Origin of the sequence: Natribacillus halophilus (genome assembly GCF_900100185.1) — a bacterium.
GTDB lineage: Bacteria > Bacillota > Bacilli > Bacillales > Marinococcaceae > Natribacillus > Natribacillus halophilus.
Map to the genome: position 1 here is coordinate 160761 of NZ_FNEN01000003.1, position 21631 is coordinate 182391.

Here is a 21631-nt window from a genome sequence, read left to right on the forward strand (position 1 = left end):
TATTTTCTTCTATTGTATTCCCTTGAATTAATTCTCTAGAATGGCGCATCCTCGTAATGTTCATCCACGTTTTCATCTGTTACTTCGGTTGCTTCCATCACCACTTCTTCTTCCTCAGGCTCTTCCCCTTGAGCTAGATCTGCACCTAATCGAACACCTTCGACACTCATGGAAGGCGAATACAGGAAAGTGGCTGTAATCAAGCTATCTTCGTCCTGAATATGGTCATACATCTCTTCTTCTCCACCTGCACCCGTAATGTATTGAATATCCTCTCGGTCCGCCTCTTCAATCGCTTGCAATACACCAAAAGCCATGCCGTCATCCTGGGTATAGACAGCATCGATGTTATCTTGAGCCTGTAAAACGTTTTGCATGACATCTAGCGAGGTCTCCGTTGAGAAATCCCCGTCCTGGGAAGCGACGACTTCAATGCCGTCTTCGCCTTCAATCGCTTCTTCAAAACCGGCGCCACGTTGTTCCGTCACCGAGTTGGGCGGCCCGGTAATTTCTACGATATCCCCTTCCCCATCCAATTCGTCAATGAGATATTGACCGGCATTATAACCGATGCCTTCATTATCCCCGGTAACAACCACTTCGGCAGCATCATTTTCCAACTCCCGGTCTACGATAACCAGGGGAATATCCGCGTCAGCCACATTCTGTCCGGCCGGCGTCAACGCAGCTGATTCGATAGGAAGGAGGACCAGGGCATCTACATCCTGGGAAATTAAATCATCGACGTCGTTCGCTTGCTCGTTGGGATCCTCGGCATTAGTCATCACATAATCGATACCTTCATTTTCTGAAATGTCATTTGCTTCTGTTTCGGCCTGATCAATTAATGCGCCCATCCACCCGTGCGTGGCAGATGGTAAAGAGATTCCGATCGTCAGATCAGTATCTTCATCATCACCATTTTCACTGTCACCGGTGGCTTCACCGTCTCCACATGCAGACAAACTTATGGCTGTTCCCAGGGCCAAGCCGAAAAACCATACTCTCTTCATCACCGTTCTCCCCCTTTGTTTTGTGGATACGCTCTCCCTGTAAACGATTACAATTACAGCTAAGGACAGCGCTCTACTATTAATCCTTTTATATTTAATAGCAGAGCGCCAGCCTTAATTGCTTGTTATCCTGATGTCGACTCGCGCATGATTAATTCATGGTCCAAAATAATGCTTTCAACGTCATTTCCCTGAATCTTTTTAATCAGCATGTCAACGGCAAGCGTTCCCATTTTATACATGGGCTGGGCGATGGTTGTAAGAGCGGGGTTCGTCATATTGGAAAAATCGATATTGTCAAAGCCCACCACAGCGATATCATCCGGCACATGAAAGCCGCAGGCATGTATTTCTTTTAACGCACCAATAGCCAACAAATCAGACACGGCAAATACTGCCGTGGGGCGGTCCTCCAAGTTCAAAATACTTTTCACCGCTTGCTGCCCATACTCAAACCCCAGGTGCTCGGTGTGGTATATATATTCTTCTTTAACGGCCAGGCCATGCTCCTTTAACGCTCTTTGATACCCTTCATTCCGTTGTCTCGCATAAAGATATCTTTTATCCGAATTGATAAATGCAATGTTTTCATTCCCGATCTTGATTAAATGCTTAACGGCCCGATAAGCGGCTTCTTCGCTGTCAATCGTCACATAAGGAATGTCACTCTCCACCGCGTATTCACTGCATTGAACGATAGGATGGTTCTCAGCCAATTCCATTAGGGCTTCCATGTTCACAGCCGGGTCCATGGAAATGATGCCATCAGCCATTTTAGTCCTGACTAAATCGAAATATATGTTTTCCCTTTCCGGGCTGGAGTCTGTTTCACATAATAAAATATTATAACCTTGGCTGATCGCGATGTTTTCAATGCCTTTAATGATATCAAAATAAAACGGATTGGAAATTTTGGGGATAAGTATTAAAAGCAACCGGCTTTCAGAGTTTCTTAGGTTTCTACCGAGCATACTCGGTTGGTAATTCAATTTTTTAATGGTATCTTCAACTTTAATTCTTGTTTTTGTCGCCACTGACCCCTGGCCGTGCAAAACGCGGGAAACAGTCGCTACAGATACCCCTGCTTCTTGTGCCACCTGCTGAATGTTTGCCATCATTATTCGTCCCAACTGTTTGTAATCGATTACATTAATTATTGTAATGCCCTCATAATTATCTGTCAACTAAAAATTTTTTACTTGATAAACGCACATATTTTGTATATGGTAATAGTGTAAAGGATTACATTGCTGTCTATTCAGAATAATTGAAAGGGAGGCTATCATGAAATTAGGTGTTTTTACCGTATTATTTTCCGATCAACCATTTGCCGACATGCTGGACTATGTTTCTTCGAAAGGGATTGAAGCCGTTGAATTGGGTACCGGCGGCTACCCCGGTGACGCACACTGTAACGTTGATGAACTATTGAACAATGACCGGGCTCTCCAAACGTTTCAACGACAAATATCCGAACATAATCTTACGATCAGTGCTCTCAGCTGTCATGCCAATGCGCTTCATCCCCGCAAAGAGATTGCTGAACCAGCCATTGATTTATTGGATAAAACGATACGTCTTGCTTCCAAATTAGGGGTATCAGTCGTCAATACATTCTCCGGTTGTCCCGGCGATCATGAACATGCCCTATACCCTAATTGGCCGGTGACCCCGTGGCCCCATGATTTTCAGGACATTCTAAAGTGGCAATGGGAGGAAAAACTCATTCCGTTTTGGAAAGAAAAAAATAACTTCGCCGAGGAACACAATGTAAAAATCGGTTTGGAACTTCACGGCGGCTTCTCCGTCCATACGCCCGCGAATATGCTTCGTTTGCGGGATGCTTGCGGCGATGCGATTGGCGCTAACCTTGACCCGAGCCACATGTGGTGGCAAGGCATCGATCCGATCGAGGCCATCAAAATTCTCGGGCGCGAACAAGCGATTCATCATTTCCATGCTAAAGATGCGATTATCGATCAACCGAACATGAATCGCAACGGGGTCACCGATATGACCGATTACGCCGACATGAAGAGCCGCGCCTGGTATTTTCGCACCGTAGGGTTTGGACACGACACGAAAACGTGGGCCGACATCGTCAGCACCCTGCGATTAATGGGGTATGATGATGTTGTAAGCATTGAACATGAAGATGGATTAATGTCTATTGATGAAGGATTTACGAAGGCCGTTGAAAACCTGAAACCTGTGATGGTTAAAGAATCGGTTCAAGAGATGTGGTGGGCATAACTTTCAGTGGCGAGCGCGCAATACTGCGCGCTTTTTTGGGACGTTTTATATATTTACCCGTAGCAACCGTAGGCCTCCACCACATGAATCCTCGGTATTTCAATGCCGAGAGGATCTCACATTAATCGCTTCATAACATCCATCATTTCATTGATCATTTCTTCCTTATTCCCTTCTTGGATGGCATTGGCGACACAGTGGTTTGTATGGTCTTCCATTAAAGCAACATGCACCTGCTTCATGGCTGATTGAATCGCCGAGATTTGATGAAGGATATCGACACAATATTTATCCTCATCTACCATCTTCTGTACCCCGCGGACTTGGCCTTCAATTCGTTTCAGCCGGTTGAGTAATGCTTGCTTGTTTGGTTGGACGGTTTCCTTTTCTTGTGTTGGCATATATATTCCCTCCTTTGTTGAGAAGGGATCGTGCTGATGAGAACACGATCCCTCTTTTTTAAGCTACATTATACCCTTGTTCTTCAATGGCTTCCGTAATTCCTTGAGATCTATTTTCGATTATATTTCACCATACACGGGTAAGGTATTCAAGTGATGAGTTGAACGCTGCTTTTCTCGTCCATCTTCTCAGCCATGGTTTCAAGGTATTGCTGCACATGTTGAGCAGCCAGCGCACCGTCTCCCGTCGCTGTCACAATCTGGCGTAGGGATTTTTCGCGAATATCCCCGGCTGCATAAATGCCTGGGATGTTCGTCGCCATTTCTTCATCAGTGACCACATAACCTTCTTCGTTTGTAATGCCCAGTCCCTGGACACTATCATTTAAAGGAAGCATGCCAATGTAAATAAACACACCGCCTACAGAAAGGGACGACATTTCCCCGCTTTCCGTATCTTTCATGGTTACACTGCCGACTTTCCCCTCTTGTTCATGGATGTCTGTCACAACTTTGTTCCAGATAAATGTGATTTTCTCATTCTTAAACGCGCGTTCTTGTAGAATTTTTTGGGCACGAAGTTCGTCCCTTCGGTGAATAATGGTCACCTTGGAAGCAAAGCGGGTGAGATACATCGCTTCTTCTACAGCAGAATCCCCGCCTCCAATCACCACAAGTTCACGATCTTTAAAGAACGCGCCATCGCATACGGCACAATAGGAGACCCCACGCCCGAGAAGTTCTTGTTCTCCCGGAATGCCGAGCTGTTTATACGCTGCTCCTGTTGCTACAATGACTGAACGGGCACGAAATGCTTGATTTCCTGTCAGCACTCTTTTCGTGTCTCCTTCATCGATGATTTGCTTAATGTCGCCATACGCATAGTCAGCTCCAAATGCTTGGGCGTGTTGAAACATCTTATGCGAAAGGTCAGGACCTAGAATGTGATCAAATCCGGGATAATTCTCAACATCTTCGGTATTGGCCATCTGACCGCCCGGCATGCCACGTTCAAGCAATAGCGTGCTGGCATTTGCACGTGAAGCATAAACGGCAGCTGTCATTCCGGCAGGGCCTGCACCGGCAATGATTACATCATAGATATTTTGAGCATTCACAGTAAACACCTCCTTCCCATCGTTTATGACATTTTGAAATCCTACTGTGGGTGCTTCACTGTCTGTGCCCTGTTGACTCAGGAATTGAGCGTTTATCCCTTTTTTCATCCCCTCTTTTTTATGCTTGTATCCCTACGGGGGGTGGGTATTATTTCGTTTAAAAAACCCAGGTATATAATGATGATGACTTTGGTTATTCTTTTACTTCTATAATAAATGGATAGGCGTTAACGTCATCGCCAAACTTAAATTCGGCCCAGATTTTGTACATGCCAGGCTTAGAGAAATGCGCATTAAACGTTGTTGTGTTATCTGTTTCTGGATGGACATGAATGTAGTGTTCAACATCCTCATCAACAATCACAACATGACCCAAGGCGCCTAGATACGGATCCGGTTTTTCGCCATGCGTATCAAAGACTAAAGGAACGTCTTCCCCAACCGTAGCATCCACCGCATTTAACGTGACGGTCTTCCCATTACGCTCTTTCGTCCAATGATCTTTTCCGTCAAGGTTTGCTTTAGCTTTACTTGTTTCGTCGGTGCCCACTTGTAAAGTATTGGGCATAATTTGGTATGTCTTATTTTCCGGTGCAATATCAACGAATGCTTGATAAGTGCCGTCACTTAACGCTTGATTGACCGAATAATATCCCGGTTGCTCCTTCTCCGGATGTAAATGATAGTACGCCTCTAAATCATTGGAAACCATGATAAAATGCATCTTTTTATCATGTTGGATAGCTAATTCAGGCGGGCTCCCAGTATCATCTTCCAATTCAATAAAAACTTTCCCATCATTATATGTCACATTAGTTTTAACCTGTGATTCGACATTATGGTCATGATGATGGTGTTTGCTATGATCCATTGTTTATTCTGCCTCCTTTTGAACGTCTGAAGTTTCGTTGGCTATGGCTTCACCTCATACCTTATAGGGGTATATATTTTTGTTAAAAGGAGATCGTGCTGCATAAGCACGATCCGCCTTCCTAGGCAACATCGTATCCTTGTTCTTCAATGACCTCTGTAATATTTTTTAACTCCACTTTATCCGGATCAAAGGTGACGTCGACTTTTCCACCTTCCAAATTGACCTTTACTGTTTCAACCCCGTACAGTTCTCCCACATTTCCTTCTATAGAGCTCACGCAATGTCCGCAAGACATTCCTTGTACGTTAAGTGTTTTATTTGTCATTTAAATGACCTCCCTCATTTTTAATTCTTTTCCAGTTTACCCCGGATAGGTATTGTGAAGTGAAAATTTCCGTTCCACGCTCTTATTCAATATTTGATAGTTCATCTTCTGTGACCCATTTATGATTTTCCACTTCTTCGCCACCGGTCGTCGGTGTGTAATCAATCATATAGACGGTTGTTTCTTCAGCTTCATCAATCTCAGCCGTGGCTCCTTCCATCCCGTCCATATGATCAGCATCTAATGTGACTTCTGTTCCCGGTTCAAGTGTTTCCTCCCCGACGTCTTCGATTTCTTCATGAACCACCCATTCATGATTTTCTACTCTTTCTCCGCCATTGGTTGGGGTATAAGAAACAATGTAGGCAGTCGTATTATAAGCTCCAACGATGGTAGCTTCGGCACCTTCCATTTCTTCCATATGGCCGCCCTCCACCGTTGCTTGGCTTCCCTCTTCAAAAGATGGATTCTCTTCTTCCTCTAAATCATCCGGAACCTCACCGGAGCTGGAATGATCCATGTCTTCGTGCATGTCTTCGTCCATACTGTTATCCTCGCCGGAATCCATATCTTGATCTGGCATTGAATCTTCCTCGCCAGTGCCACATGCAGCTAATGCAAATGCTGTTACCAGGGAAACGGACCCTATCATGATTTTTTTCTTCACTTTAATACGTCCTTTCAAAATGGCATCCTTATTTTAATTCTTTTTTAATTTACCATACCCTGGATACGTATTGTCAAGTTAGCGCAGATTATCTTAATCGAAAACCACTTTCTGCCCTAAACAATGTTTATTGTATTGTAATTCCGTTTGGATTTTCGCCAACATTTACAGTTGTAATCACTTCACTTTTTTCTATATCAATAACACTCACGGTATTGTCATACATATTGGTTACATATACGAACTTGTTATCTTTGCTTGTAACAATGCCGTGAGCACCATTACCCACTTCGATGGTTGCAACAACCTCTTTTGTTTCTAAATCGACTTTCGTAACACTGTTTGACGGATTTTCGGAAGTCCCTTGATTTGCAACCCAAGCATATTTATCGTCAGATTGAATATAAACTTGGACAGGACCTTTACCAACTTTAACCTTCTCGACTTTTTCAGAAACAACGTCCACAATAGCTAGGGAATTTTCACTATTTAATGTCGCAACAAGTGTTTCTCCATCTTTGGTGATTCCTGTTGTAACCGGAACATTTCCCGACTATAATTTTCTTCGTTTCTTTCATTTGCCCTAAATCAATGACGCTAACAGTATTTTCATTCATATTTGCGATATAAGCGAACTTACTGTCTGCTGAAATTCTTAAACCGTGCGGACCATTACCTGTTGAAATAGTATGAACCACTTCATAGGTTTTCATATCAATAACAGGCACATTATTATTTCCGGTATTTGTCACAAGAGCATATTGATTGTTTTCTGTAAATACAATGTGAGCAGGATGTGCTCCACTATCTACTTCTTTGATTAGTTCGTTTGTTTTGGCATCATAAAAGAGCTGCCTTCTCATTTTTTGCATCGTGTCCATCATGGGCTTCATGTCCTCCATGTCCTCCTGAAGGAACAATCGTAATACCCATCATTTTATTATCAGGCGACATTTGTACGTTATGCACTGTACCATTGATTTTTATTGAGTCGAAAACTTTATTTGTTGAAACATCAATTTTTGAAATACCACCTTCATTTGCCGTGAAATAAAAAAGTGTGTTATTTGTCATTTTAATGACCTCCTAATTTTTGATTCCTTTTTTATTTACATTACCCCTGTTAGGTATTTTACGGTAAAAATTTATATTTTATTTCATGACCTTCTTGTATGAATTTTTTAGATCTGTATCCATTCATTCTCTAAAATGCTCATCTGCCACAAGCTCCAATAACCATCTTCCATTTTTCTAAAATCCCTGAGTAGACCTTCTTTTACAAAGCCCGCTTTTTCATAAGTCTTTATAGCTGGTTCGTTAAAAGCAAATACGCCTAGCCCAACCCTGTGTAAAGATAAGCTATCAAAAGCAACTTTGAGTAATTCAGTAACCATTTTCTGCCCTATTCCTTTGCCACGTATTTGGGTGTTGCCTAATAAAACTTTGCTTATGCTTGCAGAGCGGTTCTTTAAGTCAATATTTTTTAGAGAAATGTGTCCAATGGTTTCATTGGTTTCATTTAAAACGGCTTTGTATATATACACTGTTGAGTTTTCCTCATTTGCACCTTTTATATATTGATTTAATTGTTCTTCATCTAACGGGTAACTAAATTGCGTTCCCGCCCATTGCATAAGAAACTCAGGCGAGTCAATCCAACTTATTAGTAAATCAAAGTCTTCTCTGCCAAAGTGTTCCAACCTAATCAATAACATTCACCTCTCTCAAAAGTCATATTGCCAAAATCCATAATGCAATACGATCCTAGGGTATACAAAAAGTACGGGTGAGAACGATTTATTCAGTCGATTTAATTGAAATGCTTTCTAACCGATGTCTTAGCTGATCCATACGGACAAACCGGTCTTCCCGCATTACTTCCTTTTGGCCTTTGAATAATAGGAGGATAGGAGCGGTGAACACAAGAAATTGTCCTGCAACTTCCTTTACTTGATCCACATCGATATGTGCAAGTTTTATTTGAGGAAATTGAGATACCATTTCTTGAACCTTAGGCCACAGTGCGTGACACACACTGCAACTTTCACTTGATAGGAACAAGAATGTCACATCGTTGTTCACTAAAAATTGATTGACTTCTTCAATCGTCTTTAATTCCAAGAAATGGGCCATACTATCCCCCTAGCTTATAAATTTCCCCTCGAAATCATTATTATTCATTTGTGAATAACTATTATCTTTTCTATTGGTGTTAGATTTTCCAAGAGTTTGCACCAGTCTCAGAATCCTATACATGCACTGCACAGCGGTTTGGTCCAATTTCCATTTCGCGTTGTTTTTCTTCTGCCGGATTCACTTTACCCATATTGGTTTGGCGTATATTATCATGTTCATTTGGCTGCGGTGGCAGATTCTCGGTGACCATCTTCCGAAATGCTTGTTCATCCTCCACCTGCAAGGCTTTATTGCGCTGATATAAATCACCAAGTCGTACATTAACACTGGCATCTTCGCTCAGTTCCTCTATAGACGAATAGTGGCCAGGCAATACAATCAAATCATCAGACAGGTCTTTATAACGGCTGTACAAGGTTTCGCGCAAATCGCCAACCCAGTCTTCCGCCTTACCGGCAAGATCGGGACGGCCGATGGATTTAACGAACAGAATATCACCGGTCAGAAGGTACCGATCATCAATAATCAGGGACGTGCTCCCTATGGTATGTCCCGGTGAATAAATTGGTTGCACTTTTACAGTTGTATTGCCGACTGTTAGATCACTGCCTTCTTCTAATGATGCATAGTCAAATGTGACCTCGCGAGCGTCTTTAGGTGGAAGGTGATAAGTTCCGCCTGTATGGTTAGCAAGCTGAAGGCTACCGGAAACATGGTCGGCATGGAGATGGGTATCGATCGTATGCTTGATGGTGACACCTTTTTCTTCAGCAAACCGTTCATAAATGTCCGTCATCCGGTTGGCGTCGATAACCGCTGCTTCATTTTCGGAAATAACCATATACGACAGACAACCCTTGCCAAGACGAACAAATTGATAAAGACTTCCGGCGTCATTCAAGTCAGCTATTTTGACCGGCTCCAGGTGCTCACTCCAGGCTTTCATACCGCCTTCCAAGTCTTTGACATTCGTAAAACCGTTTTCTTCCATCATCTTAGCTACCTTCTTGGATGATCGGCCTTTTGCACAAACAACGATAATTTCCTGATCTTTATTCAGTTTCTTAGTGACAGGATCGATGCCGTCCAGCAGATTGACGTAAGGTTCATTGATGACATAGACGCTGTCTCCTTCAATCTTCCAGTCATCAAACTCATCTGTATTCCGAACGTCCAAAATAAGCGTTTCTTCACGATTAACCACACGTCTTGCAAGTTCCTTCGTCGTTATACTTTGTGACATTCTCCATAACCTCCCCTTTTCTTTTGCACTTCCTTATCCATTGCTGCTCCCTCCTCCAAGCTTGCCAATGACATAATTGCATAGAGGGGGGGGGCCAACATCCTTGTGTCTTTTTGGATCGTTGCTTACATTCATAATACTATACATGCCTAGGGTATGCAACAGGTTGTGCTTGGCTCTATTTATTCCGGTTGGGACTCCCGCAGCACAGTCAAACAACAATGCATAGTGCTTGTACCATTATTGAACGCATATTTGAGATCTCAAAAAACGGATACAGTCTTCGATGTGTACGGGGGAACATATGAGCATGTCTCGATTTGAAGAAGAACAGACTGTAAGAACACTAAAGAATAGGGAACACACTTTTCAGTGATATCCCCCCCAAAAGTTTTATTTTAATTTTGGCAGAGCCTCTAGTGCTCCATGCCAGAAATTCTTTTCCGAACAAGTCCTCCTAAAAAAGAGTCGGGAACAGCCTTTGGGATGCACTTGGTGGATGCTACAGCCGCCTATGCTATGAACCTAATATTTGGGATTTTTACCATTTCGAGGACACTGGAACGCCCTGCACACCCCATTGGGGTTGTTCATCTATTTTGGGGGGCGGTGGAGTGGAGTGCCCTTCTTTTAGAGAATCCTAGCCATATTGAAGAAAGAACTTAAGAAACGTTCCACTAGATTAAATCTATCGTTTTATATGCAATCGAAGGGAAGGTAGGTAAGAACTTTTCTTACCATTTGCTTTTATCTAGATTCAGACCAATGCACAAAAATTTAATGCAAGAAAACCTTCCCTCCCCGCTGCCTCCAACCGATTGTTGAGGTGAAGCATACATGGATAAATTACACTTCATATTAGGTGGAGCTACATGGATTAATCTAGTCAATACTAAGTATATCTCCCATAAACAAGAAGTTGACATCCTCCTGGATCCATCAAGAACTCTTCAATGGATGGTGGAAAATAACCTATTACGGGAGTCTGACACTTTGGCTTTAGAAAACGAAGATTTGCTTGTTCCATTAATTGAAGAGCTTCATTCGCTTCGTCACTTTTGCAAAGTGATTCTGTCTGAGTTAAAACAACAAGGAAAACTATCTCTCGATACTACCGAACAATTAAATAGGCTTGTCCAACAAGTAAAGGTTAGTTTGACTGTTGTTCCAAAACACGAAAAATTAAACTTGGTAACCGAAGGAATAACAGCTAGAGATCATGTACTTTACAATATTGTCTTCTCAATTATTAACACATTGGATAGTACCTTCTATCGGCCGTATTAGGGAGTGCGAACATCCGGAATGTATTCTCTACTTTGTCGATACATCAAAATCCGGAAAAAGACGCTGGTGCAGTATGGAGCTATGTGGAAATCGCCAAAAGGCGGCCGATTTTTATGCAAGGAAAAAGAATAAAAATTAAAAGAAGCGGTTAATGGCAATTGGTCGTATCATGACTTTTTGCCACATTTGTTTTTTGAGAGTGTTATATAAATATTGCTTTCCCTCCCTCCTCCCGGCTCATTCAATTTAAATATATTGTAATCATACAGTAATAGAAACTCCATATATTCTTCATATTTTCTTGTTATCTTGATTTATGAATTCAAATATAGGGAGGACGATTCCATGTCAATTGGAAAAACTGGCAAAATACTTTTCTCTTCATCGCTCATAACGGCGGTTATGTTTGCACCGGCGTGGAGCGAAAGTGTCTCCGCATATGCCCCGGGAGACGAAGATTCTAGTGGACAAAATGTCGAGGAAAACACAGGGGATTCCCAAAACTACCTATTGAGAAATGACCAAGGTAGTGAGGTGGAGCAACTACAATCTGATTTAAGCACTCAAGGGTACACTCTTCAAGTCGATGGGATATTCGGTCCTGAAACAGAAAATGCTGTCGAAGCGTTTCAAAGTGATCAAGGACTCGGAATAGACGGAGTAGTAGGCCCAAATACATATGATGCATTATCATCAGACAATTCAGGTAGTGGTGATGCATCAGCATCAGAAGGATCAGATAACGGTGAGTCGCAAACCCAAGATTCATCCTCTGACTCGGGAATTGTGGCCACCGCTGAAAGTGTCCTGGGAACACCTTATGTTTGGGGCGGTACAACACCGGACGGATTTGATAGCAGCGGCTTTATCAACTACGTGTATGATCAAAATGGCATCGATGTTTCCCGAACCCATGAAGCAATGTGGAATAACGATGGGGAACACGTAACGTCTCCGAGCATTGGGGATCTTGTCTTTTTTGAAGGAACGTATGAGACATCGGGAGCTTCTCACAGCGGTATATATATCGGAGATGACCAAATGATTCACGCAGGAAGTGATGGGATTGTAGAAGCAGACATCTCCAGTGATTATTGGCAAAACCACTTCTTGGGAGTTAAATCTATGCAGTAATCATAATAAGGATAAGCTGTTGCTATGATTAGTTCATTGCAACAGCTTTTTTTAGACCAACCGGAACGAAAATCACATATTATCGAAAGAGTTCGCTAAAATGGCCATAAATTTTGCGAATCGTCACTTTGCGCCGCTTCAATATCTGCAGCAATAGGCACCGTATCCGTCTCCATTCCATCATATTGGCGAATGATCTGACCATCCGGATCAATCAAATAATGCTGTGTGGAATGAATAATATCGTTTGCCTCCGGATCTTCTTCGACAACAGTTGCAAATGATTGTTGCGCAAGCGCTTCTATGTCTTCTTGTTCATATCCGGTGAGAAAATGCCAACTGTCAAAATCAGCGTTATAATTCTCCCCATACGATCGTAATTGTTCAGGATCATCAAAGTCCGGATCAACAGTAAACGACACGATGGGGATCTCCAGTCCTTGTTCTTGAAGATCCACTTGTAAACTCGCCATATTTGGCGTCATCATATTGCACACCGTCGGACAACGGGTAAATACCATATTGGCGACCCAGTAATCCCCTGCCAAGTCTTCATTTGTGACGGTTTCCTCATCTTGATTCGTAAAGAAAAAGTCATTCACGTATAACTCTGAATCCGACAAATCGGTGTCATCGGTCCCTGTTCCGTATAACCAACTGCAACCACCAGTCATCAACATCAGCGTTCCAAAAATAAGGGTTATTTTTTTCATTTATGATTTTCCCCCATCTGCCCCTATTCCATCTCTTCCAACTGTTGCAGCATTTGCTCGTGGTTCATGGCTCCAAGTGCCATGAATTGTATTCTTCCATTGGAATCAATCATATATGATGTCGGGTATGCCATAATCTCATAGGCATCCATGACGTCGGCTTCTTCATCCATAGGAATCGGGAAGGTCAAATCAAATTCGTCTACAAAGTCTAAACCTCCTCCAGATTATTTTCCGTCTCTGTCATATTGACGGCCAATATGACGACATCCTCTTCATCATAAAGTTTCTGCATATCAGGCATTTCTGCCCGGCACGGTGGGCACCAGGTTGCCCAGAAGTTGAGCATTACCCGTTCTCCCCGATAGTCGGATAAACGCATTGTTTCACCATCCAATGTTTTTAGCTCGAAATCAGGAGCAATTTCACCTTCCTCCAATCCAAATTCATCTGATTCATCTGATTCTTCCGCTCCCTCCGTAGGTGGAGATTGAACACTATCATCTAAAACGGTATTATTTTCTTCTGCTGAATCATCCGATGACATTACAAAATCAAAGATGGCCCAGCCAAGCGCTCCGATCACAATGACAATGAGAATTCCTTTTTTCATTGATAAGCCCTCCTCTAGTTACCCTAGTTGTGACATCCACGTATCATCGATTAAATCAAGCAAAAATGTGGAAATAGCCGGCATCAAACCTAAGAATAGAACCAGACCCATAATAACCATAAGTGCTCCGCCAACCTTCATAATCACCCCGCTGTGCCGCACAATCCATTTCGTTGAACCGAGAAAAAACGTTAAAATAATGAAAGGCAGCGCAAAACCAATGACATAAAACATCGTGTAGAACACACCCTGACCCGGATTGGATGCCGCAAGGAGCAAAATGGATCCAAAAATCGGCCCGATACAAGGCGTCCATCCGGCAGCAAAGCCTAATCCGACGAAGAAAGTGCCCATAAACCCGACCGGCTTTTTTGTATAGTGTAAACGTTTTTCCTTCATCAGTGTCGGTATCGTAATCCATCCAGCAACAAACAACCCCATGAATATGATAAATATCCCGACAATTCGCTGGATTAACAGGCCGGTATCACCGATTAATAAATTTTGCACCCATTGTCCCAAAAAGGAAGCCCCAGCCCCCAGGCCGATAAATACCAGCGACACCCCGAGCAAAAAGAACATTGAATGGCTTAATAGCTGACCGCGGATTTTTGTATCATGATCCCCCTGTAATTCCTTCACACTAATGCCGGTAATGTAGGACATGTAGGCAGGAAAGATCGGCAGTACACAGGGAGACAGGAAGGACAACGCCCCTGCACCGAGCGCTAACATCATTCCGACTAACAACATTGTTTCTGCTTCAATGGCACCCATTATGCATCCCACTTTCTTTTGCTAAAAAACATGATTGATAAACAACCAATGAAAAACAAACCGATAAACCACGGGTCAATCATATAACCAAATACGGTAACAAATGGTTGAATAAAAGTTAATACCAGCATCCCTGCTGTCCAGCCGGCTAATATCGTTATGAGCGTCGTTATATGCTCACGCATAGAAAAATATATGATGAGTAATATGGCCAATAAAACCAAATACCCTAGAGAGTATGAATTGTCCAAGACCATTTGCATAAATTCATAGAAAAAGGAAGCGACTAGAAATACATGCGCAAACACTTCAGCAAATGCGAAGATATCCAAATGATGACGTATCGTTTTATAAACAACGATGATGGCAGTGAACAGCGTTGCCAGATAGAATGCGCCCGAATCCCCGGGATAAGCCAGCACAGCCATGGGATCCTGAATGAATAATGATAGATTCAACAAGATTTTCCCAACCCAGACAAAGATAACGAAATTAATCAGTTGTGACGTCAACGCTTCTATTTGTTTTTTCTTTTCTGCTTTCGGCCAATCACTTAATAAATTAAAGGAAATCAACCCGACAGCAACACTTGCAATAATGATACCGATAGATACGATGGCGCTGGTAATCACCATGAAGCGCTTCCTCCATTTACTTTCATCTTAAGCAACGTTTATATCATCCAGGAAGGAACAAACTGCCCTAAATACATCGCGATCGTCTCGAAATAACCTGTGAAAAGAAGAATACCCAGGATAATCATAATGACGCCACTCCCTTTTTGAATGGCAGGTAAAAAACGATTGATGGAACTAAGCTTCTGGAAAGATTGCGCATAAAGAAGCGAAATCCCTATGAATGGTAACCCCAGTCCCATTGAATAAGCAAAAAGCATGGTTGATCCGGTGAGCATCGTTCCGGATGCGCCCGCAAGGGTGAGAATGGAACCGAGCGTGATACCAATACAAGGGGTCCATCCAGCTGCAAATACAAGCCCAAACAGAACCGAACCGGAAAAGCTCGTAGCTTTTTTCGGGGTTTTTGCTACTCGTTTTTCAGTAAACAAGGCGCGAATGGAAATGAGCCCCGTCATTTGTAATCCAAATACAATGATGAGGATGCCGCCCACTTGCATAATGGCGCTACTGTACTGATTAAACCATGATCCCAGCAAGGTTGAGGATAATCCCAGCAGCAGGAAAATAATCGTAAAGCCAAGAATAAAGCCGATGCTTCGGGAAAAAATTAACCGGCGATCCGCATTGATAGCCCCCGATGATACATTGGCGCCGGTCAATTGAGCCAAATAAGCCGGAAGCAATGGAAAAATACAAGGGGAAAAGAAAGATATAAGACCTGCCATAAAAGCGATGCCGAGCGATACATCATCCATATAACGAGACCCTCCTCTTATATTGAGACATGATCATCCACTTACGCTCTTCTTGAGCGACGTTTGCTAATGAACAAAAAGAGGACGTAGATGACCACACCTGCTAATAATGGTTTTCCCATCCAAAGACTAATGTTGAAAAGAAGATGGAAATAAGATGGAACATTGTACGCGGCAGATATAATCCCGGACATACACAAACAATGCAATCCGATGGCGATGACAGCCAAAGCAACCCACCAATCCCTTCCAGTCATTCATCGCCCTCCTTTGCTTCCGGAAACTGCAGCACAAATGTCGTCCCTTTTCCGGGAACACTTTCTGCTTGAATGCTTCCATATTGAAGTTCCGTTAATTGTTTCACTATGGCCAGTCCTAAGCCTGTCCCTCCGAAATCACGTGCTCTTGACTTTTCACCACGATAAAAACGCTCAAAAATGTAGGGAAGATCTTCAGCGGCGATGCCTCTTCCCGTATCCGAAATTTTTACTTCGATGTTCCCTTCTTTCAAGGATACCTCGATCCAAACATGCCCATTTTCCGTATAACTCACCGCGTTTTGAAGCAAATTGGTGAAGATCTGTTCCAGACGGAAACTGTCAGCTACAATGGGAGGAAGCTCTTCTTCTATATCGACAGTCAAGGATGTGTTCTTTTTCTTTGCTTCGGTCGCCACTTTTGTGTTTGTATGCCGGATGATGTCTCTGATATAAACCAACTCAAGGTTTAAGGGAAAACGCCCTTCTTCCATTCGGGATAATTCAAATAAATCATGGATCATTCGATTCACACGGTGCACTTCTTCATGAATAATATCGATAAACTGTTGTTTTTCGGTCTCATCCTGATAAAGCCTTTTCTTTAGTGCATCACCATAGCCTTGGATATAAGACAGTGGCGTCCGTAATTCGTGGGACACGTTCGAAAAAAAAGCCTGCCTATTGTTCCGATATCTTTTGAGTTCGCGCGCCAACTCATTCATGGAATGGGAAAGCAAGCCCACCTCATCTCTCGTTTTCACAGGTACTTCCACGTCTAGCTCCCCCCTCGCCATTTGATTTGCCGCTCCTTCCATCATCTGAAGAGGATTTGAAAATTGTCTGGAGATAATAAACGTAAAACCAAAAGCAAGAAGGAAGGCGCCAATCCCTGATAGAAACAATGCATGCTGTACTTGAATGGCTGATTGATCCATGAGGTCTGAAGGCGAAAAAACAAAGACCTCTCCAATATCGTCATCCTCCACTTGTTCTCCGGCATAAATATATTCTTGCTGATCATTTGGGTCTGTAAATGTTCCAATATCATGTTCAGGGGGATGAAAACCGCTGATTCCACAATCTTCGACAACGTTTCCACTCGGGTCAGTGATCATTATCTTTCGAGGTGTCTCCTGATCCATCGATTGGATAAGTGGTTCTATGTCAGGATTAGCGACCTCAGCAAGAATGGTTGCATAATGAGAAGCCATTTCCTCTGTATCTTCGTACAAATGGGCTTCATTATAGTTGGTAAAAATCTGGACCATCACATAACCTAACGGAAGCAGGACAATGAGAAACAAAATCATGATCGATCCGCCAAGCTTATAAAAAATCCTATTCATCGGCTATGTCCCTTCCGTTGTATTAAATGTGTATCCCACTCCCCACACGGTCTTTATTGGGTTAAATGGTAGACCGGCCTTTTTCAACTTGGTTCGGATATTTTTGATATGGGTATCAATCGTTCGAGGATCTTGCCATTCACTCTCGATTGACCAAATCTGCTCGATGACATTCTCCCTTGTATACACCCGTCCGGGATGGTTAGCCATTAAATATAAGATCTCGAATTCTTTTGCAGTTACTTCGACGGATTGGCCCGCCACTTTTACGTCGTACCGGTCCGGTTGAATAAATAATTCACCGGCTGTGATTTCTACCGGCTCCTCGTTTAAAGGGCTGGATTTTCGCCTGAGCAGTGCTTTTACACGTGCGACGAGTTCCTCCGGTGCGAACGGTTTGACGAGATAATCATCCGCCCCAAGATCCAGCCCTTTAACCCGATCTTCCACTTCTGTTTTCGCTGTAAGTATCAAAATCCCTATAGGGGACCCTCCAATACGCAGGTGCCTGCAAACCTCCCAGCCATCGGTTCGCGGCATCATAATATCCAAAATGATGGCATCGTAGCTTTGATTGGTGGCCATTTGTATCGCTTCTATTCCGGAACTTGCTTCATCAAGTTCATAGCCTTCCTTTGTCAGATAAAGTCCGATCAACTGTCGCATTTTTCGCTCATCATCTACAATGAGAATACGTTCCGCCACTTTGGCTCCTCCCATGATTAATCTGTTTTCAGTTTAACGAGTAAATATGTGATTTATGTGAAGACTGGGCGCTTAAAATTTGATCATTCTTTGAAAAATAAAAAGATACCCTGAAGACGGATAGGATACAGCCTCAGGGTCAAGAGTATTATGCAGTCTTTCTACGTCGATTCAATGGATACATTACCTTCCGCTTTTATTTGAACATCTGCTTTTCTCAACATATTTCCGACTTCGCATTTGTTGTCTGCGATCTCAATGGTTTTATGAGCTGATTGGATTTGGGCTTCTGTTGCATCGGCAGATACAGTAATACGGGTATCATGTATGATTTTAAAGCCTTCTTCCTTTGACTTGATCGATTCTGTATCCACGTCTATAGAAGAAACTGGTATCTTTCTTCCTTCAAGCATACCTGTAAGTGTCATAATGAAGCAGGCTGTCGCAGAAGTTAAAAGTATTTCTTTTGGATCTGCGCCTTCTCCACTTCCACCTAAAGATTCGGGTATCGCGATGTTTGTTTCCAGGTCATTGACTTTAATGCTTCCACTTCCTTTTGCGCCTCCACTCCAAACAGTCTTTAGGTTTGTTTTTGTATCAGCCATATTTATCAAAACTCTCCTTTAATGTAAATGATCCTGAAACTCATTCCAATCTTGAACGCTGTTTTCTAAACGAAAGGCATTGATGCCATTACTTCGTAAAAGCTCTACAGCCTCTGCCGATAGCAAACAGTATGGCCCTCGGCAATAGGCAACAACATCAGTGTCGGTTGGCAAAGAAGAGAGTTTTTCCCTTAATTCCTCAAATGGCATGGAAACAGCACCCGGAATGTGCGCATTTTCATATTCTTCTTTCGGTCTGACATCCAACAATAAGACTTCCCCTTTTTCCATACGATCGTTAAGGTCTGCAAGCGAAATCCCGTCCATGCCCATATTGGCATTTAGAAACGTCTGTTTTATTTGTTGGACTTGGGCAAACTGTTTTTCCGACAATGTATGCAGGGAATGAATAAAGTCGGAAATGACGTCATCTGCCAATTCATAGATCACATAATTGCCTTCCTTCCGAAACTTGACCATTCTGGCATTATTAAGCGTTTGTAAATGCTGCGATACATTCGCCACAGACATCGTCGTTGCTTTCGATAATGCTTCCACCGACTTCGGACCTTGAGATAAAAGATCAAGAACTTCCAATCGTTTCGGACTGGACAGGCATTTCCCTATTCGGGCGAATTCTTGATACAATAAATCTTTTAAATCTCTTTCATCCACCATTTCAAAACACCTCCTATTCAATTATATTGATGTATAGTTGAATTAAACCTGACTAACCTTTTGGTCAAACTAAACGGTACCTGCGATCTTTTGTAACCTGCTATTGTTTGAATGTTCCTTTATTTCTTCGACATATTGTTGTGCAGCTTCAGCGGCAATACTGCCATCGCCGGTGGCTGTTACAATCTGTCGAAGTCCTTTTGCGCGAATATCCCCTGCTGCAAAAATGCCCGGAATACTCGTTTCCATTTGTTCGTTTGTCGGAATATAGCCATCCTCATTTGTAATGCCTAACGATTTAAATGGTTCACTAAGTGGTATCAACCCAATGTAAATAAATACCCCATCAATCGGATGGTCATATTTTTCACCGCTTTTGACATTTTCAAGTGTGGCACTGCTCACCTTGCCGTCTGTTCCATTGATGGATTTAGCAACTGTATCCCAGATAAATTCAACTTTTTCGTTGTTAAAAGCACGATCCTGTAGGATTTTTTGTGCACGCAGTTTGTCGCGGCGGTGCACAATGATTACTTTACTGGCGAAGCGGGTGAGATACATTCCTTCTTCTACTGCTGAATCCCCGCCACCGATAACGATAAGTTCTTTCTCTTTAAAGAATGCGCCGTCACACACAGCGCAGTAGGACACACCGCGCCCTGTCAGTTCATCCTCACCTTCAATGCCGATTTTTTTAAATTGTGCTCCGGCTGTAATAATAAGGGAATGTGTTTTATATGCTTTATTACCGGCGATCACGCGTTTATAATCACCGTGATCTTCAACATCATTAATATTCCCGTAAGCATATTCAGTACCGAACTTTTTCGCATGCTCGAACATCTTATTGGATAAATCGGCGCCATAAATATGATCATAACCCGGATAATTCTCTACATCTTCCGTATCAGCCATTTGACCGCCCGGAATACCTCTTTCGATCATCAACGTATCTAAATCCGCACGTGAGGCATAAACAGCTGCTGTCATACCAGCAGGTCCAGCACCAACAATAATAACATCATACTTTCTTTCTTCGGACAAATGAATCCTCTCCTATTAAAATCGAACTCATCCAATCTATTCAATTGTTTAGTTGAATTATTGAATTATAAATCCTTTTTATCAAAAAGTCAATGAGGTTAACTTACCTACTTTCGTAATTGTACCGTCCTCAACGGATTATATTGTTTAATCTCTTGTATGGACAACAGGTTTAAGCTATAGTTCCCATGATATTCAATTCGTTAATTGTCAATCAATCATTGTATAAGCTCCACCATACAAAAGAATCGAATCGCCTGCCTCAGGAAGCAGCAGCTGAATTAATCATTTCCATATAGTCTTTATCATTTTCATCGTCGCAATTAGGGTATTTTTGCCCAACCCCTCAAAAAATCATGAGTTAAGAAACTTCTTACGAAATTCCTTTGGTGTTTGATTTTCTAACTCTTTAAATTTCGTTGAAAAATGGACACTATCGCTGTATCCTACTTCTAGACCAATTTCTGTGATCGAATGGACATTTTTATTATGCCCTAGACACAACCAAGACAGTATGTAGACCTTCGTGTACGGCTCGCAAGCCTAACCCTAAGAACATTGTTACCCGTGTATCTATTCATCTTTGTAGGCGCAATGGAAGCTGTTTCACCTTCCACGATTATCGAAAGCATTGTCATGGTTTTAGTTATACCATTTGCAATGGCTCATTTAACACGCTATTTATTAAAGAATAAGCAAACGTTTTTAAACGATAAACTGATCCCCTTTTTCTCTTCGGCTCAGATTATTTTTTTAGCATTAGCTATTACAGCCATGTTTGCTTCAGAAGGGTCTTATTTGATCAACAATCTAGAGATCATTTATATATTAATGATTCCTGTCTTGCTCTTCTTTGTCATTAACTTTGTTGTGGCACAGACGGTTGGAAAAGCATTGAAGTTTTCTTACGAAGATACAGTGAGCCTAAACTTAACCGTCATTGCACGTAATTCCCCTGTTGCTGTGATGATGGTGATCATGAGACATTATGGATCTCCTTCCTATCTTTAATATGTTCATATGTTCATATAATAACATCTATCTTT

The 21631-nt window shown here is 42.3% G+C and carries 28 protein-coding genes and 2 pseudogenes; 4 read left to right on the plus strand and 26 right to left on the minus strand.

Annotated elements, in window-relative coordinates:
- Positions 1-35: 35 nt before the first annotated feature.
- Both BLS58_RS05185 and BLS58_RS05190 read right to left on the minus strand, forming a co-directional pair.
- Positions 36-1013: a substrate-binding domain-containing protein gene (locus tag BLS58_RS05185; RefSeq protein WP_090396686.1), complete on the minus strand. Its 978-nt coding sequence runs from the start codon at positions 1011-1013 to the stop codon at positions 36-38.
- A gap of 125 nt (positions 1014-1138) precedes the next feature.
- A complete protein-coding gene (locus BLS58_RS05190) occupies positions 1139-2128 on the minus strand; it encodes a LacI family DNA-binding transcriptional regulator (protein WP_090396687.1) in 990 nt (329 codons plus the stop codon).
- A gap of 169 nt (positions 2129-2297) precedes the next feature.
- Here BLS58_RS05190 and BLS58_RS05195 point away from each other — a divergent pair, with 169 nt between their 5' ends.
- Positions 2298-3266, plus strand: a complete 969-nt coding sequence (locus tag BLS58_RS05195; protein ID WP_090396689.1) for a sugar phosphate isomerase/epimerase family protein — start codon at positions 2298-2300, stop codon at positions 3264-3266.
- A gap of 116 nt (positions 3267-3382) precedes the next feature.
- On the opposite strand, the gene BLS58_RS05200 is transcribed toward BLS58_RS05195, so the two are convergent.
- The 11 genes from BLS58_RS05200 to BLS58_RS05240 form a co-directional block, all read right to left on the minus strand.
- Positions 3383-3667, minus strand: a complete 285-nt coding sequence (locus tag BLS58_RS05200; RefSeq protein WP_090396691.1) for a metal-sensitive transcriptional regulator — start codon at positions 3665-3667, stop codon at positions 3383-3385.
- Between the two features lie 149 nt (positions 3668-3816).
- Positions 3817-4785: a thioredoxin-disulfide reductase gene (gene trxB / locus BLS58_RS05205; RefSeq protein ID WP_090396693.1), complete on the minus strand. Its 969-nt coding sequence runs from the start codon at positions 4783-4785 to the stop codon at positions 3817-3819.
- Between the two features lie 193 nt (positions 4786-4978).
- Entirely contained in the window at positions 4979-5656 is a 678-nt protein-coding gene (locus tag BLS58_RS05210; protein ID WP_090396695.1) for a hypothetical protein, read from the minus strand.
- 121 nt (positions 5657-5777) lie between these two features.
- A complete protein-coding gene (copZ, locus tag BLS58_RS05215; protein WP_090396697.1) occupies positions 5778-5984 on the minus strand; it encodes a copper chaperone CopZ in 207 nt (68 codons plus the stop codon).
- Positions 5985-6066: 82 nt separating this feature from the next.
- Positions 6067-6636 carry a YdhK family protein gene (locus tag BLS58_RS05220; RefSeq protein WP_090397046.1) on the minus strand — a complete coding sequence of 190 codons (570 nt, stop codon included), beginning with the start codon at positions 6634-6636 and terminating at the stop codon, positions 6067-6069.
- Positions 6637-6778: 142 nt separating this feature from the next.
- Positions 6779-7117 (minus strand): YncE family protein, encoded by a 339-nt coding sequence (locus BLS58_RS17925; RefSeq protein ID WP_245723060.1) that lies wholly within the window; start codon positions 7115-7117, stop codon positions 6779-6781.
- 19 nt (positions 7118-7136) lie between these two features.
- Positions 7137-7544: a YncE family protein gene (locus tag BLS58_RS17930; protein ID WP_245723061.1), complete on the minus strand. Its 408-nt coding sequence runs from the start codon at positions 7542-7544 to the stop codon at positions 7137-7139.
- A complete protein-coding gene (locus tag BLS58_RS17935; RefSeq protein ID WP_245723062.1) occupies positions 7492-7725 on the minus strand; it encodes a hypothetical protein in 234 nt (77 codons plus the stop codon). The genes BLS58_RS17930 and BLS58_RS17935 overlap by 53 nt, the downstream gene beginning before the upstream one ends.
- A 107-nt stretch (positions 7726-7832) precedes the next feature.
- On the minus strand, positions 7833-8360 hold the full coding sequence (locus BLS58_RS05230) for a GNAT family N-acetyltransferase (RefSeq protein ID WP_090396699.1): 528 nt from the start codon (positions 8358-8360) through the stop codon (positions 7833-7835).
- An 88-nt stretch (positions 8361-8448) separates the two neighbouring features.
- On the minus strand, positions 8449-8784 hold the full coding sequence (locus BLS58_RS05235) for a thioredoxin family protein (RefSeq protein ID WP_090396701.1): 336 nt from the start codon (positions 8782-8784) through the stop codon (positions 8449-8451).
- A 115-nt stretch (positions 8785-8899) separates the two neighbouring features.
- The gene (locus tag BLS58_RS05240) at positions 8900-10030 is read right to left on the minus strand and encodes an MBL fold metallo-hydrolase (protein WP_090396703.1); all 1131 of its coding nucleotides are present in this window, start codon (positions 10028-10030) and stop codon (positions 8900-8902) included.
- Between the two features lie 837 nt (positions 10031-10867).
- Here BLS58_RS05240 and BLS58_RS05245 point away from each other — a divergent pair.
- Positions 10868-11456, plus strand: a pseudogene (locus BLS58_RS05245) (CGNR zinc finger domain-containing protein).
- 206 nt (positions 11457-11662) lie between these two features.
- Positions 11663-12451, plus strand: a complete 789-nt coding sequence (locus BLS58_RS05255; protein WP_090396709.1) for a C40 family peptidase — start codon at positions 11663-11665, stop codon at positions 12449-12451.
- A 95-nt stretch (positions 12452-12546) separates the two neighbouring features.
- Here BLS58_RS05255 and BLS58_RS05260 read toward each other — a convergent pair whose 3' ends face one another.
- The 13 genes from BLS58_RS05260 to BLS58_RS18325 form a co-directional block, all read right to left on the minus strand.
- On the minus strand, positions 12547-13164 hold the full coding sequence (locus tag BLS58_RS05260) for an SCO family protein (protein WP_090396711.1): 618 nt from the start codon (positions 13162-13164) through the stop codon (positions 12547-12549).
- 23 nt (positions 13165-13187) lie between these two features.
- On the minus strand, positions 13188-13355 hold the full coding sequence (locus BLS58_RS18245; protein WP_342705459.1) for a thioredoxin domain-containing protein: 168 nt from the start codon (positions 13353-13355) through the stop codon (positions 13188-13190).
- A 20-nt stretch (positions 13356-13375) separates the two neighbouring features.
- Complete coding sequence (locus tag BLS58_RS05265) at positions 13376-13777, minus strand: peroxiredoxin family protein (protein ID WP_342705460.1); 402 nt, start codon at positions 13775-13777, stop codon at positions 13376-13378.
- Positions 13778-13795: 18 nt separating this feature from the next.
- Positions 13796-14554, minus strand: a complete 759-nt coding sequence (locus BLS58_RS05270; protein ID WP_090396713.1) for a cytochrome c biogenesis CcdA family protein — start codon at positions 14552-14554, stop codon at positions 13796-13798.
- Positions 14554-15189: a hypothetical protein gene (locus tag BLS58_RS05275; protein WP_090396716.1), complete on the minus strand. Its 636-nt coding sequence runs from the start codon at positions 15187-15189 to the stop codon at positions 14554-14556. The genes BLS58_RS05270 and BLS58_RS05275 overlap by 1 nt, the downstream gene beginning before the upstream one ends.
- Positions 15190-15227: 38 nt before the next feature.
- Positions 15228-15947: a cytochrome c biogenesis CcdA family protein gene (locus BLS58_RS05280; protein WP_090396718.1), complete on the minus strand. Its 720-nt coding sequence runs from the start codon at positions 15945-15947 to the stop codon at positions 15228-15230.
- Positions 15948-15988: 41 nt separating this feature from the next.
- Positions 15989-16204, minus strand: coding sequence for a hypothetical protein (locus BLS58_RS05285; RefSeq protein WP_090396720.1), 216 nt, complete (start codon positions 16202-16204; stop codon positions 15989-15991).
- Positions 16201-17553 carry a HAMP domain-containing sensor histidine kinase gene (locus tag BLS58_RS05290; protein ID WP_090396722.1) on the minus strand — a complete coding sequence of 451 codons (1353 nt, stop codon included), beginning with the start codon at positions 17551-17553 and terminating at the stop codon, positions 16201-16203. The genes BLS58_RS05285 and BLS58_RS05290 overlap by 4 nt, the downstream gene beginning before the upstream one ends.
- A gap of 3 nt (positions 17554-17556) precedes the next feature.
- Positions 17557-18258: a response regulator transcription factor gene (locus BLS58_RS05295; RefSeq protein ID WP_245723063.1), complete on the minus strand. Its 702-nt coding sequence runs from the start codon at positions 18256-18258 to the stop codon at positions 17557-17559.
- A 161-nt stretch (positions 18259-18419) separates the two neighbouring features.
- Positions 18420-18863, minus strand: a complete 444-nt coding sequence (locus BLS58_RS05300; RefSeq protein ID WP_090396726.1) for an OsmC family protein — start codon at positions 18861-18863, stop codon at positions 18420-18422.
- Between the two features lie 18 nt (positions 18864-18881).
- Positions 18882-19538: an ArsR/SmtB family transcription factor gene (locus BLS58_RS05305; protein ID WP_090397048.1), complete on the minus strand. Its 657-nt coding sequence runs from the start codon at positions 19536-19538 to the stop codon at positions 18882-18884.
- A gap of 72 nt (positions 19539-19610) precedes the next feature.
- Entirely contained in the window at positions 19611-20585 is a 975-nt protein-coding gene (trxB, locus tag BLS58_RS05310) for a thioredoxin-disulfide reductase (RefSeq protein WP_090396728.1), read from the minus strand.
- A 354-nt stretch (positions 20586-20939) separates the two neighbouring features.
- Positions 20940-21089, minus strand: a complete 150-nt coding sequence (locus BLS58_RS18325) for a helix-turn-helix domain-containing protein (protein WP_218126149.1) — start codon at positions 21087-21089, stop codon at positions 20940-20942.
- Positions 21090-21131: 42 nt separating this feature from the next.
- Here BLS58_RS18325 and BLS58_RS05320 point away from each other — a divergent pair.
- Positions 21132-21596 (plus strand): annotated as a pseudogene (locus BLS58_RS05320) (arsenic resistance protein); the annotation flags it as partial.
- Positions 21597-21631 lie beyond the last annotated feature (35 nt).